This is a genomic window from Nocardia sp. NPDC051321 (assembly GCF_044455225.1).
Taxonomy (GTDB): domain Bacteria; phylum Actinomycetota; class Actinomycetes; order Mycobacteriales; family Mycobacteriaceae; genus Nocardia.
The window spans coordinates 84,779-97,058 of record NZ_JBITEM010000001.1 but is presented as its reverse complement, the minus strand read 5'-3'; the positions used below and the strand labels follow the sequence as shown (position 1 = coordinate 97,058).

The window sequence follows — 12,280 nt, the reverse complement described above, 5'->3', positions numbered from 1 at the left end:
CCGTAACCTCGCTTCCGGAACACCACGCAAGCGCTCCCCGACGACACCCGGACAGGACGCTCACCTATCCCAGCGTGGCGCCCGCGTCTCGGGGTTCAGTTCTCTAATCAATCAGGCAAAAAAGCTCATTGGCACTATCTGTCCGCCAGGGTGACCTTGTTACATAGGCGCAACCGCGCCCACTACCCACCGACCGGCAATGCCGGGAATCTCGCTGCAGATCACCGAACCAATCTACCGTCGTCGTCCGCACCGAACCAACCAACCTCGATAGCTGACCGACATCATCACAGGCAGCGGAGGTGTCAGTACTTTGCGGCCCTCATGTTGCAGACCTCACATCCTGCGCGACGCGCTGCGCGGGCGGCGCGGCGGGTCACCGATGACGGGTACGAGCCGGGTCGTAAAGGTGCGATTGCGCACAGGGCATCGTGCTCGCGAGGGCCTTGCCCACCAGGATGATCGCGGCCTGCCGCAGCCCGGCGGCCTCGACCTGATCGGCGATATCGGTGAGGGTGCCGCGCAGGATGAGCTGATCGGGCTGGCTGGCGCGGTACACCACGGCGACCGGACAGTCCGCGCCGTAGTCGGCGACGAGCTCGGCGGCCAGCGTGCGGACGCGGGTGATCGCGAGGTGCAGCACGAGAGTGGCGCCGGTGACGGCGAAGTTGGCCAGCGCCTCGGTGCCGGGCATGGCGGTCGAGCGGGCCTGGGTTCGAGTCAGCACGACCGACTGCACTACCTCGGGGACGGTGAGTTCGGTGCCGAGCAGGGCGGCGGCGGCCGCATAGGCAGGAACGCCGGGGGTGACGTCCCACGAAACCCCGTGCGCGTCGAGCCTGCGGGTCTGTTCGGTGAGGGCCGAGTAGAGCGACGGGTCACCCGAGCACAGCCTGGCTACGTCCTTGCCGGATTTATCGGCGCGCACCAGATGTTCGGTGATCTGGTCGAGATCCAGGTGCTGGGTATCGATCAGTTCGGCGTCGGGCGCGCAATGGCCGAGCACGTCGGGGTCCAGATAGGTGCCCGCGTAAAGGCACACCGGTGCGGCGCCGAGCAGGGTGACCGCGCGGACGGTGAGCAGGTCGGCCGCACCCGGCCCGGCTCCGATGAAGTGCACGGTCATGCGGGTGAGTGTAAAACGCGGTCCGGGTCAGGCCGTCGCGTCGAAGTGCGCGAGCACCTTGGTCGGCCGCAGGCGAACGACGAGCTCGCCGGGCACCCCGTTGCGCTTGCCGAATTCCTCGGCACGGTCGGCGCCCATGTAGCGGCCGCCGATCTCGGTGGCCGTCCGCACCAGCTCTTCCGGATCCTCGGACAGGGTCACGGTGCCCTGCAACTGCACCGACGGGTACGGCACCGCCTCGACGTCGACGATCACCGCGATCCGGCCGTCGCGCGCGAACGCCTTGCCCTTGGCGGTGGTCTTGCCGGTGTTGAACACCAGTTCGTCACCCTCGAGCACGAACCAGACCGGGGTCACCACCGGCCGGCCGTCGGCGGCGACGAACGCCACCTTGGCCGTCCGCGTGCCCGCGGAGAGGAACTCGCGCACCTGAGGATCCGACAGAGTTGCCATTGGCTCACCCTAGAGCCACGCGGGCGGTCGAGCGGGGCAGCTGCGAGCGCATGTCGCAAGATACGAGCGCTGCCGCCGAGTACACGCTTTCTTTCAGATCGCACCGTGCTCGCGGGCGCGGGCGACGGCCGAGGTGCGAGAGCGGACACCGAGTTTCGCGTAGATGTGCACCAGGTGCGATTTGACGGTGGTTTCGCTGAGAAACAGCTCCTTGGCGATCTCGCGATTGGAGCGGCCGTCGGCGACCAGCCGCAGCACCTCGATTTCGCGCGCGCTCAAGGTGGTATCGGCGCGGCGCACGCGGGTCATCAGCTTCGAGGCCACCGCGGGCGAGAGCACGCTCTCCCCTGCCGCGGCGGAGCGGACGGCGGCGAGCAGTTCGGTGGGCGGGGTGTCCTTCAGGATGTAGCCGCAGGCGCCCGCTTCGATGGCGCCGAGGATGTCGGCGTCGGTGTCGTAGTTGGTGACCACCAAGACATTCGGCGGTTGCGGGAGTGCGCGCAGCTCGGCGGTGGCGTCCGCGCCGGAGCGGCCAGGACCGAAGCTCAGATCCATCAGCACCAGATCCACCGGGGTGGTCGCGCAGAACGCGACGGCGGCCTCGCCGGTCGGCACGTCGCCGACGACGGTGATGTCGTCACCGCCGTCGAGCAGCGCGCGCAGGCCCGCGCGGACGATGGCGTGGTCGTCGGCCAGCAGCAGGCGGATCATGCGCGCTCCCCCGGTTCGGCCGAATCCGGCTCGGGCGTGGCGGGTTCGAGCGGGAAGGAGACGGTGACCGCGGTGTGACCGGGCTCCGATTCCACCGCCATGGTGCCGCCCTGCTGCTCCACCCGCGACCGCATGGCGGCGAGGCCGAACGAGCCGGACGGTGCGTGCGCGAGGACGTCGGGCTCGATCCCGACGCCGTCGTCCACCACGTCGAGCAGGACCTCGGCGTCGGCGTAGGTCAGCGTCAGGCGCATCCGGCCGGCCTTCGCGTGCCGCACCACATTCGAGACCGCGCCCTGCGCGATGCGCACCAGCGCCGCCTCGATCGGCATCGGAAGGCGTTCAGGGGTGCCCTCGACCACGAGCTGCGTGGCGAGCCCCGGGGCATTGGCGCGCAAGCAGATTCGCTCCAATGCTTGGGCCAGCGACTGACCGTCGAGCGCGGCGGGCGCCAATTCGGCGATGAGCCTTCGTGTTTCGGCGAGATTTTCCGCGGCCGTTTCCCTGGCCAGCTGAATCCGTTGCAGCGCGGGGTGACCCGGGGCGGACTGTTCGGCGGCGTGCAGAAGCAGCTGAATGCTGCTCAAGCCCTGGGCAACGGTGTCGTGGATCTCCTGCGCCAAACGCTCGCGTTCGGACAGCTTGCCCGCCGTGCGCTCCTTATCCGCGAGTATCGCTCGGGTACTGATCAATTCGTCGATCAGCCGCTGTCGTTCGGCGGACTCGCGGAACAGCGCTTGATAACCGAGGCCGATGCCGACGGCCACCGCCGCGCCGAAGATCGGGCCGATCGCGCCTGCCACCGACCATCCCCGGTGCGCACCGAAACCCAGGACCGCGATCGCCGTTGCCGCCGCCACCGCGAGCAGGCTCCATGGCCGCGGCAGCAGATGTAGATAGAGGAAGAAGAGGCCGAAGGCCAGGTATCCGGCGTCAGGGGCGAGCAGCACGAGGCAGAGCCACCACACCGTCAGCGCGGTCAACCAGATCGCGATACCGCCGCGCCGCCCGCTCAGGACGGGACCTGCGAAGTAGGTCGCCAGGAAGCCCGCCGTCAACACCACCACCGGGATCGGATGCGGTGCTCCGGGCAGCAGCGCACGCACGGCGATCACCACCGCCAACGCCGTCACCAGCACATGCAGGCCGAGCCGCAGCGCGGTGAAGACAGGCGTGAGCGGGGACGAATGCACCCTGCCAGCTTATGTGCGGCTACCCGGGCGGCATCCATCGAAAGGTGTAAACCGCCACCCACCGTTCGATGGTGCGCCTTTCCTTCCCGCGTGCGATGGCCGCGGGCGCCCCGCGCGGAACAGTGAAGGCATGTTCGTCGCACTCCGAGATCTGCGCGCCGCCCGCGGCCGCTTCCTACTCATCACCCTGGTCGTCACCCTGGTGGCGCTGCTGGTGAGTTTCCTGAGCGGGCTCACCGCCGGACTCGCGCACCAGAACATCTCGGCCGTCGAATCGTTCCCCGGCGACACCATCGTCTTCGCCGACACCGGCGCCGCCCCGTCCTTCGACGCCTCGACCCTGACCACCGAACAGGTCGCGGCGTGGCAGGCCGCGGCGGGCAAGGGCGGCACCGCCGACCCGATCGGCATCAGCCACGGCAAGGTCGACCCCGGCGGCCGGGCCTCGGTGCAGGTCGCCTTCTTCGGCACCACCGGAACGGCCTTTGGCAACCGCTCCGCAACCGAGAACGGCAGCGTGGTGCTCAGCACCGGCGCGGCCAAGGATCTCGGCGCGGCCGCAGGCGACTCCGTCACCATCAGTGGGCGCGCCTTCACCGTGGCCGCCGTACGCGGCGACGACTGGTACAGCCACACACCGGTGGTCTGGACCACCCTCGCCGACTGGCAGGCGATAAGCCCTCGCGCCGGCGCCGCCACCGTGCTCGCGGTCTCCGGCGTCGCCGATCAGGCCGCGGTGAACATTACCGCGCACACCCAGACAACCGACCCATCCGGCGCACTGTCGGCACTCAGCGCGTACCAGGCCGAGAACGGCTCACTGACCCTGATGACCGTGCTGCTGTTCGCCATCTCGGCGCTGGTGATCGGCGCTTTCTTCACCGTCTGGACCGTCCAGCGCATGCCCGACATCGCCACCCTCAAAGCACTGGGCGCCACCTCCGGCTCCCTGGTCCGCGACGCCCTCGCCCAGGCCGCCATCGTGCTGACCGCCGGCGTCGCGGTCGGGCTCGGAATCACCGTCGCCGCAGCCGCTTTCATGGGCGACGCCCTCCCATTCGTCCTGAGCCCCGCCACCACACTGCTGCCCGCACTAGTCCTGATCGTGCTCGGCCTACTCGGCGCCGCCTTCGCCCTCCGCTTCCTGTTCACCACCGACCCGCTGACCGCACTCGGCGCGGGACGCTGACCCATCAGCATTGAGCCACTGGAGTTTTCGAGCATGACCACCGCGATCCGCACCGGCACAGCCCTCACCGTCGAGAACGTGACCCTCACCTACCCCGACGGCGCTGGCCGACTCACCGCCCTCGACCAAGTAAGCCTCCACGTCACCGGTGGCACCATCGCCGCCATCACCGGCCCCTCCGGCTCAGGCAAATCCAGCCTCCTGGCCGTGGCCGCCACCCTCATCCGCCCCGACTCCGGCCAGATAACTCTCGAAACCCCCACCGGGACCACCGATCTCGCCACCGTAGGCCGCCGCGAAGCCGCCGAGCTGCGCCGCTCCGCCATCGGCATCGTTTTCCAACAGCCGAACTTGATACCCGCCCTCACCGCCCTAGAACAACTCGAGGTGATGTCCCACCTCGGCCAACATCTGCGCACCTCCGCCCATCAACGCCGCGAAACCCGCACCAGGGCAATGGAACTCCTCGACGCCGTCGGCCTAGCCGACCAAAAGTCCAAACGCCCCGCCCAACTCTCCGGCGGCCAACGCCAACGCATCAACATCGCCCGAGCCCTCATGAACAACCCCGCCCTACTCGTAATCGACGAACCCACCAGCGCTCTCGACACCGAACGAGGCTCCGCCATAATCGATCTCATCCTCACCATCGTCCAGAACCACGGCGCCGCCACCCTCCTGGTAACCCACGACAGCACCCACCTCCACCGCATGGACGCCGTCTACACCATGACCGATGGCCACCTCACCCAAACCGCCCCCGCAACCCCGTAGCACTCGCGCATCAATTGCCGAAAAGTGGAACGTTCCAACATGATTCGTTCCAAAGGCACCGAAAATACGAGCTTGTTTTCTGTCATTGGCCACTGATAGCTTCCCTGCATGCCCGGCAAACTGCATGAAAGAATCATCGATCTGTTCAGGCAACGCCCGCAACTCGCAGCCGACCTATTGACCGTGCTGGACACCCCGCTGCCCGAATTCGACCACGCACGTTTGGAATCAGGCGACTTCCCCGATATCGATCCGACGGAATACCGCGCCGACGCCGTGGTGGTGTTAGCAACGGGAACGAAACCAGCGCTGGCGGTGATTATCGAAGTCCAACTGAAACCGGACAACCGCAAGACTTGGAGTTGGCCGGTATACGTGACCACTCTTCGAGCACGGCTGCACTGCCCCACTGTCCTTCTCGTCATCTGCCCTAACGAACGCACCGCCGCTCGATGCCGTAGCCCGATCGACATCGCCCCCGGGTGCAGACTCGCCCCCATCGTGCTCAGCCCCGAACACGTCCCCGTAATAACAGATCCAGCTGTCGCGTCGGCAAACGTCGAACTGGCCGTGTTATCGGCGATCGCCCACCGCAACGATCCGGAACGAGACGCGATCCTGACCGGTCTGGCCGCGGCCATAGTCGACGTCGCGGACTACGAAATGTACATTGACCTGGTAATGGCTGTTCTGCCCAAAGCTGGCCAGCACTTCCTGGAAGGCCTCAAAATGCGCATCGGAGCATCCAAGTACATCAGCGACTTCGCCCGGAACTACTACACCGCAGGAGAGGCTGGAGGAGAAGCGAAAGCGCTACTGACGGTGCTCGAAGCGCGAGGGCTGCCTGTCCCCGAGGCGATCAGAACTCGGATCGACGAGTGCACCGATCTCGAGCAGTTCGACAAGTGGCTCCGCCGCGCCGCCGGTGCCGACTCGCTCTATGAGGTGTTCGACGACCGAAACGCATGATCACGACCCGGCAGGACCTTGGCCATCAACTGTCTCTCACCACAGAATGTCCGTATAGAACCGACTTCATCAGGAAGGCCTACTTCGAAGGCCTACTTCGAAGGCATGGTCGAGAGCCTGCGCCATAGGTTGCTGCGGGCCCTCATCGATTCAGGGTTCACTTTGCCAGCAGCTGAGTCGGTTCGGATTGCCGACTGTTGGGATCCCGACCTGCTCTGTGCGTGGATAGGCAACGCCGTTACCGCCGAAACGCTGCACGACGTCTTCGTTGATTTGAATCAGCCAAGTTGCTAACCGCCTAAAAGCGCCGAGCGTTCGTGGTGGACCTTTGCGCGGAGGGCGTCTACGAAGGCGGATACTTCGGGGCGGCGGAGGGTTTCGGCTCGGGCTACGAGCCAGTAGGTGAGTTTGACGGAGACCTGGCCGGGGAGGATGCGGGTGAGGTCGGGGTGGCGGTCGGCCATGAAACATGGGAGTAGGCCGATGCCTGCGGCGGCTCGGGTGGCTTCTACGTGGACGAAAACGTTTGTGGAGGTTACGGATTCGCGCATGGCGGGGACGAAGCTAGAGGCCAAGTCCAGGTCGTCTACTTGGAGCATGGAGTCGATGAAGTAGACCAACGAGTGCTGGGCCAGGTCATTGATGGTCGCGGGGGTTCCATGGTCGCGCAGATAGTCCCGGCTGCCGTAGAGACCGAGACAGTAGTCGGAGAGGCGGATTGCGGTGGCGCGGTGGACTTGTGGTTCGCCGACGACCACCTCGAGGTCCAAGCCCGAGCGCTGGGTGCTCGCTCGTCTTGTGGTGGCGACGATTTCGACGGTGATCTTGGGGTGTTGGCGTTGCACCTCGGCGGCGGCGGGCGCGGCGAGGTAGGCGCTGAAACCGTCGGTTGCCGAAATCCGTACTACCCCTTCGAGGACTCGGCTGCCGTCGGCGTCGGCGGCGAGCGACTTGACGGCCGACTCGATCGCCTCGGCGGCCGCCAGCGCTTCCTTGCCGAGTTCGGTGAGCTCCCAGCCGCCCGCGGCGCGCGTGAGGACCCGGCCGCCGAGGGTGTGTTCCAGCGCGGCGATGCGGCGGGAGATGGTGGTGTGGTTGATGCCGAGCTCCTCGGCCGCCGACACGAAACGCCCCGATCGGCCGACTGCGAGCAGCACCAGCAGGTCGTCCGCGCTCGGCCGACGGGCAGACCCCGCGGAACCGACGTTCATATCTGCATCCTCGCAGATACCTACTGCACATCTAGCCATTGCGGACAAACCCATCTGCACTAATACTTCGTTGCAGCCGAGATTTGTGGGGGCCATCACATCTACACCCTGATGTGACCCCTGGCACGAAGGAGAGTTCGATGAGCGTGCGCAGTGCATTGTGGTCAAGCGACCCCGGCGGGGTACCGACCGGCTTGAGACGGGTGGTCGCCGCGTCGATGGCGGGCACGGTCGTCGAATGGTACGAATTCTTCCTCTACGGCACGGCCGCGACGCTGGTGTTCAGCAAGGTGTTCTTCGCCAAGGGCACCAGCGATCTGGACGCGATTCTCGCCGCCTTCATCACCTACGCCGTCGGCTTCGCCGCGCGCCCCCTTGGCGGCATCGTGTTCGGGCACTTCGGCGACAAGTACGGACGCAAGAAGCTGCTGCAGTTCAGCCTGATCCTGGTCGGCGCTTCGACGTTCCTGATGGGCTGCCTGCCGACCTTCGGTCAGGTCGGCTACTTGGCGCCCGCACTGCTGGTTGTGCTGCGCTTCATCCAGGGTTTCGCGGTCGGCGGCGAGTGGGGCGGCGCGGTTCTTCTTGTGGCCGAACACAGTCCGAGCCGCAGTCGCGGCTTCTGGGCGAGCTGGCCGCAGGCCGGGGTGCCGATGGGGAACCTGCTTGCGACGGTCGTGCTGCTGGCACTGACCACCTGGCTGTCGGACGCGGCCTTCCTCAGTTGGGGCTGGCGCGTTGCCTTCTGGCTGTCGGCGGTGGTCGTGCTGATCGGCTACTACATCCGCACCAAGGTCACCGATGCGCCCATTTTCGTTGCCGCGCAACAGGAATTGGAGCAGATCAAGGCGACCTCGCTGAGCGTCGTCGAGGTGCTCAAGCGCTACCCGCGCGGTGTGCTCACCGCCATGGGTCTGCGTTTCGGCGAGAACATCCTGTACTACCTGGTCGTCACCTTCACCATCACCTACCTCAAGGTGCAGGTGCACGTCGACACCAAGGTCATCCTCTGGTGGCTGCTCGCCGCGCACGCGGTGCATTTCGTGACGGTCCCGCTGGTCGGTCGGCTCTCCGACCGCTTCGGCCGGCGACCGATTTACCTGATCGGCGCGCTCACCGCGGGTACCTGGGGTTTCTTCGCCTTCCCGATGATGGACAGCGGGCACAACGCGATCATCCTGTTCGCCATCATCCTCGGCCTGATCTTCCATGCCTTCATGTACGCGGGCCAGCCCGCGATCATGGCCGAGATGTTTCCGACCCGCATGCGGTATTCCGGTGTGTCCCTTGGCTATCAGGTCACCTCGATCGTCGCCGGATCGCTTGCGCCGATCATCGCGGTCCGGCTGCTCAACACCTACAAGTCCGCGGTACCGATTGCCATCTACCTGGCCATCGCCGCCGCCATCACCGTCGTCGCCGTCTTCTTCGCCCGGGAAACGAAAGGTCTGGATTTGGCAACCGTCGACCTCGCCGATGCGGAATACCTAGCAGGCAAGCCCACGGCGGTGGCCGCCAAATGAGCGATCTGACCGGCCGTTCCGCCCTGATCACCGGCGGCGCCAGCGGTATCGGCGCCGCCTGCGCGCGGGCGCTCGCCGCCCGCGGCGCGCTGGTCACCATCGCCGACATCGACGAGGTGGGCGCCAAGTCACTGGCCCGCGAACTCGACGGAAAGTCCTGGGCGGTGGACCTGCTCGAGATCGAGGCGCTGGAAACGCTAGAGCTGGACGTGGACATCCTGGTGAACAACGCAGGGGTGCAGAGCATCAGCCCGATCGAGGACTTCGCCCCGCGGCAGTTCCGCGACATGCTCACCCTGATGGTCGAGGCGCCGTTCCTGCTCGTCCGCGCGGCCCTGCCGCACATGTACCGCCGGGGATTCGGCCGGATCGTCAATATCTCATCGGTACACGGGATTCGGGCATCGGAGTACAAGTCCGCCTATGTGACGGCCAAGCACGGCTTGGAGGGTCTCTCCAAAGTCACTGCACTGGAGGGCGGCCGGCACGGCGTCACCAGTAACTGCGTCAGCCCCGGCTACGTCCGAACCCCGTTGGTGGACAAGCAGATCGCCGACCAGGCCAAGGCACATGACATCCCCGAGCAGGAGGTGCTGGAGAAGATCCTGCTCACCGAGAGCGCGATCAAGCGCCTGGTCGAGCCCGAAGAGGTTGCCTCCTTGGTGAGTTGGCTCGCCTCGGCGGACGCGGGCATGGTGACCGGCGCCTGCTACACCATGGACGGTGGGTGGAGCGCTCGATGAGGGAGCGCTCACCCCAAGGCGGACAAGGCCATTCGGCGCAGGATGGGTCTGGCGCGCGCGGCGGTCGCCGTGGTCGCGCTGTGCGGGGTGGAGTTGATCAGCCCGAAGGCGGCGTGGGCCTGCACCCGCGCCGTCTCCTCGGGTAGCCCGGGATGCAGCTCGCGCAGCACCGTGACCCAGATTTCCACGTACTGGCGCTGGGTGCGGCGCAGCTCGCGCCGGGCGGCGGCGGGCACGTTCTCCAGATCGCGATCCTGGATGCGGATCAGGTCCGGATCGCCGAGCGCGAAGTCGAGATGGAAGTCGACGAGCCCGTCCAGGGCCTCGGCCGCGCCATCCGTGCGCGCGACCACCGCCTTGCCGCCGTCGAGCAGCCGCTGGCTGACGCCGACGAGCAGTTCTACCAGCAACGCTTCCTTGTTCGGGAAATGGCGATAGACCGCGGGCCCGCTGATACCAACGGCCGCGCCGAGGTCGTCCAGGCGCATCCCGAGGAACCCGCGGTCGGCGATGAGCCGGGCACCTGCATCGAGGAGCTGCTTCCGTCGCTCCGCCTTTAGCTGTTCACGGCGGGTGAGCGTGACAGGGTCAGTGCTGGTCACACGCGCTCCTTTCGCCTGATGTGGACATCTCGGTTAACCAAGATTAACCTGGATTCCAGTTATCGGCGACTAACTGGACACCCGTCACCCGACCACCACCCCTTCATCGAGTCGCTCGTCCACCCGTCGCCCGACCGCCATCTCATCGAGTCGCTACGCGACGCTGACCAACAGGATGACGCCATGACCGTTACCGAAGAGGCCGTCGACAACCGGGTCGCCCACAAGGCACTGGTAGACGACCTGGGCGCCCGGCTTGCCGCCGCCGCGCTCGGCGGACCCGTGAAGGCACGGGATCGCCACGTGGCGCGCGGCAAGCTGCTGCCCCGCCAGCGGGTGGACCAACTGCTCGACCCCGGCAGCCCATTCCTCGAACTCTCCCCCCTCGCCGCGACCGGCATGTACGGCGACGAATCTCCCGGTGCGGGCATCATCACCGGGATCGGGCGGGTGTCCGGCCGCGAGTGCGTGATCGTGGCCAACGACGCCACCGTCAAGGGTGGCACCTACTACCCGATGACGGTGAAGAAGCATCTGCGCGCCCAGGAGATCGCGCTGCAGAATCAGCTGCCGTGTCTGTACCTCGTCGATTCCGGCGGCGCGTACTTGCCCGAGCAGGACGAGGTTTTCCCCGACCGGGAGCATTTCGGGCGCATCTTCTACAACCAGGCGACGATGAGCGCCAAGGGAATTCCGCAGATCGCCGCGGTCCTCGGCTCCTGCACCGCGGGCGGCGCGTATGTGCCCGCGATGAGCGACGAGGCCGTGATTGTGCGCAATCAGGGCACCATTTTCCTCGGCGGCCCGCCGCTGGTGAAGGCCGCGACCGGCGAGGTGGTCACCGCGGAAGAGCTCGGCGGTGGCGAACTGCATTCGCGCACTTCGGGTGTCACCGACCATCTGGCCGAGGACGATCAGGACGCGCTGCGCATCGTGCGCCGGATCGTCGCGACGCTTGGCCCGCGTCCGGCGAGTCCGTGGGCGGTGCTGCCGACGGTGGCGCCCGCCGCACCGGAGTCGGAGCTGTACGACGTGGTGCCGGTCGACCTGCGCACCCCGTACGACGTCCGGGAAGTCATCCGTCGCCTCGTCGACGGTGCTACGAACGGGGACAGCGCCTTTCACGAGTTCAAAGCCGAGTACGGCAAGACCTTGGTCACCGGTTTCGCGCACATCCACGGCCACCCGGTCGGCATCGTCGCCAACAATGGCGTGCTGTTCAGCGAATCCGCCATGAAGGGCGCGCATTTCATCGAGCTGTGCGACAAGCGCAAGATCCCGCTGCTGTTCCTGCAGAACATCACCGGGTTCATGGTCGGCCGCGACTACGAGGCGGGCGGCATCGCCAAGCACGGCGCCAAGATGGTCACCGCCGTGGCCTGCGCGCGGGTGCCGAAGCTGACCGTGGTGATCGGCGGTTCGTATGGCGCGGGCAACTATTCGATGTGCGGGCGGGCCTACTCGCCCCGCTTCCTGTGGATGTGGCCCAACGCCAGGATCTCGGTGATGGGCGGCGAGCAGGCCGCCTCCGTGCTGTCGACGGTGCGCGGCGATCAGCTCGACAGCTCGGGACAACCGTGGTCGGCGGCGGACGAGGAAGCGTTCAAGGCACCGATCCGCGACCAGTATGAGAGCCAGGGCAACCCCTACTACTCGACGGCCCGCCTCTGGGACGACGGCGTGATCGATCCCGCGGACACCAGAACCGTCCTCGGACTTGCCCTTTCGGTGTGCGCGCAAGCGCCGCTCGAACCCGTTTCCTACGGCGTCTTCCGGATGTGAGTGC

At 66.6% G+C, this 12,280-nt stretch carries 12 protein-coding genes; 6 read left to right on the top strand and 6 right to left on the bottom strand.

Features of this window, described 5'->3' with window-relative positions:
- Nucleotides 1-376: 376 nt before the first annotated feature.
- From cobM to ACIA8C_RS00495, 4 genes are all read right to left on the bottom strand, one after another.
- Nucleotides 377-1,126: a precorrin-4 C(11)-methyltransferase gene (gene cobM / locus ACIA8C_RS00510; RefSeq protein WP_397130127.1), complete on the bottom strand. Its 750-nt coding sequence runs from the start codon at nucleotides 1,124-1,126 to the stop codon at nucleotides 377-379.
- Nucleotides 1,127-1,153: 27 nt separating this feature from the next.
- Nucleotides 1,154-1,579, bottom strand: coding sequence for a PPOX class F420-dependent oxidoreductase (locus ACIA8C_RS00505; protein ID WP_397130126.1), 426 nt, complete (start codon nucleotides 1,577-1,579; stop codon nucleotides 1,154-1,156).
- 93 nt (nucleotides 1,580-1,672) lie between these two features.
- A complete protein-coding gene (locus tag ACIA8C_RS00500) occupies nucleotides 1,673-2,290 on the bottom strand; it encodes a LuxR C-terminal-related transcriptional regulator (RefSeq protein WP_397130125.1) in 618 nt (205 codons plus the stop codon).
- On the bottom strand, nucleotides 2,287-3,483 hold the full coding sequence (locus tag ACIA8C_RS00495) for a sensor histidine kinase (protein WP_397130124.1): 1,197 nt from the start codon (nucleotides 3,481-3,483) through the stop codon (nucleotides 2,287-2,289). The genes ACIA8C_RS00500 and ACIA8C_RS00495 overlap by 4 nt, the downstream gene beginning before the upstream one ends.
- 130 nt (nucleotides 3,484-3,613) lie before the next feature.
- On the opposite strand from ACIA8C_RS00495, the gene ACIA8C_RS00490 reads away from it, so the two are divergent.
- The 3 genes from ACIA8C_RS00490 to ACIA8C_RS00480 all read left to right on the top strand — a co-directional run bounded on the left by ACIA8C_RS00490 (nucleotide 3,614) and on the right by ACIA8C_RS00480 (nucleotide 6,415).
- Nucleotides 3,614-4,672, top strand: coding sequence for an ABC transporter permease (locus ACIA8C_RS00490; protein ID WP_397130123.1), 1,059 nt, complete (start codon nucleotides 3,614-3,616; stop codon nucleotides 4,670-4,672).
- A 33-nt stretch (nucleotides 4,673-4,705) separates the two neighbouring features.
- Entirely contained in the window at nucleotides 4,706-5,446 is a 741-nt protein-coding gene (locus tag ACIA8C_RS00485; protein ID WP_397130122.1) for an ABC transporter ATP-binding protein, read from the top strand.
- Between the two features lie 108 nt (nucleotides 5,447-5,554).
- Nucleotides 5,555-6,415 (top strand): hypothetical protein, encoded by an 861-nt coding sequence (locus tag ACIA8C_RS00480; RefSeq protein ID WP_397130121.1) that lies wholly within the window; start codon nucleotides 5,555-5,557, stop codon nucleotides 6,413-6,415.
- 290 nt (nucleotides 6,416-6,705) lie between these two features.
- Here ACIA8C_RS00480 and ACIA8C_RS00475 read toward each other — a convergent pair whose 3' ends face one another.
- Nucleotides 6,706-7,665 carry a LysR family transcriptional regulator gene (locus ACIA8C_RS00475; protein WP_397130120.1) on the bottom strand — a complete coding sequence of 320 codons (960 nt, stop codon included), beginning with the start codon at nucleotides 7,663-7,665 and terminating at the stop codon, nucleotides 6,706-6,708.
- Nucleotides 7,666-7,766: 101 nt separating this feature from the next.
- Between ACIA8C_RS00475 and ACIA8C_RS00470 the strand changes: the two genes are divergently transcribed.
- A complete protein-coding gene (locus ACIA8C_RS00470; protein WP_397130119.1) occupies nucleotides 7,767-9,149 on the top strand; it encodes an MFS transporter in 1,383 nt (460 codons plus the stop codon).
- Nucleotides 9,146-9,892 (top strand): 3-hydroxybutyrate dehydrogenase, encoded by a 747-nt coding sequence (locus ACIA8C_RS00465; RefSeq protein WP_397130118.1) that lies wholly within the window; start codon nucleotides 9,146-9,148, stop codon nucleotides 9,890-9,892. Before ACIA8C_RS00470 ends, ACIA8C_RS00465 begins: the two co-directional genes overlap by 4 nt.
- An 8-nt stretch (nucleotides 9,893-9,900) precedes the next feature.
- Here the strand turns inward: ACIA8C_RS00465 and ACIA8C_RS00460 are convergent, their stop codons facing one another.
- A complete protein-coding gene (locus tag ACIA8C_RS00460) occupies nucleotides 9,901-10,494 on the bottom strand; it encodes a TetR/AcrR family transcriptional regulator (RefSeq protein ID WP_397130117.1) in 594 nt (197 codons plus the stop codon).
- A 183-nt stretch (nucleotides 10,495-10,677) separates the two neighbouring features.
- On the opposite strand from ACIA8C_RS00460, the gene ACIA8C_RS00455 reads away from it, so the two are divergent.
- Nucleotides 10,678-12,276, top strand: a complete 1,599-nt coding sequence (locus ACIA8C_RS00455; protein WP_397130116.1) for a carboxyl transferase domain-containing protein — start codon at nucleotides 10,678-10,680, stop codon at nucleotides 12,274-12,276.
- Nucleotides 12,277-12,280: the final 4 nt, after the last annotated feature.

Coding starts and splice junctions, on each gene's coding strand:
- cobM (WP_397130127.1), bottom strand. CDS start 1,126: ATGACCGTGCACTTCATCGGAGCCGGGCCGGGTGCGGCCGACCTGCTC.
- ACIA8C_RS00505 (WP_397130126.1), bottom strand. CDS start 1,579: ATGGCAACTCTGTCGGATCCTCAGGTGCGCGAGTTCCTCTCCGCGGGC.
- ACIA8C_RS00500 (WP_397130125.1), bottom strand. CDS start 2,290: ATGATCCGCCTGCTGCTGGCCGACGACCACGCCATCGTCCGCGCGGGC.
- ACIA8C_RS00490 (WP_397130123.1), top strand. CDS start 3,614: ATGTTCGTCGCACTCCGAGATCTGCGCGCCGCCCGCGGCCGCTTCCTA.
- ACIA8C_RS00485 (WP_397130122.1), top strand. CDS start 4,706: ATGACCACCGCGATCCGCACCGGCACAGCCCTCACCGTCGAGAACGTG.
- ACIA8C_RS00480 (WP_397130121.1), top strand. CDS start 5,555: ATGCCCGGCAAACTGCATGAAAGAATCATCGATCTGTTCAGGCAACGC.
- ACIA8C_RS00475 (WP_397130120.1), bottom strand. CDS start 7,665: ATGGCTAGATGTGCAGTAGGTATCTGCGAGGATGCAGATATGAACGTC.
- ACIA8C_RS00470 (WP_397130119.1), top strand. CDS start 7,767: ATGAGCGTGCGCAGTGCATTGTGGTCAAGCGACCCCGGCGGGGTACCG.
- ACIA8C_RS00465 (WP_397130118.1), top strand. CDS start 9,146: ATGAGCGATCTGACCGGCCGTTCCGCCCTGATCACCGGCGGCGCCAGC.
- ACIA8C_RS00455 (WP_397130116.1), top strand. CDS start 10,678: ATGACCGTTACCGAAGAGGCCGTCGACAACCGGGTCGCCCACAAGGCA.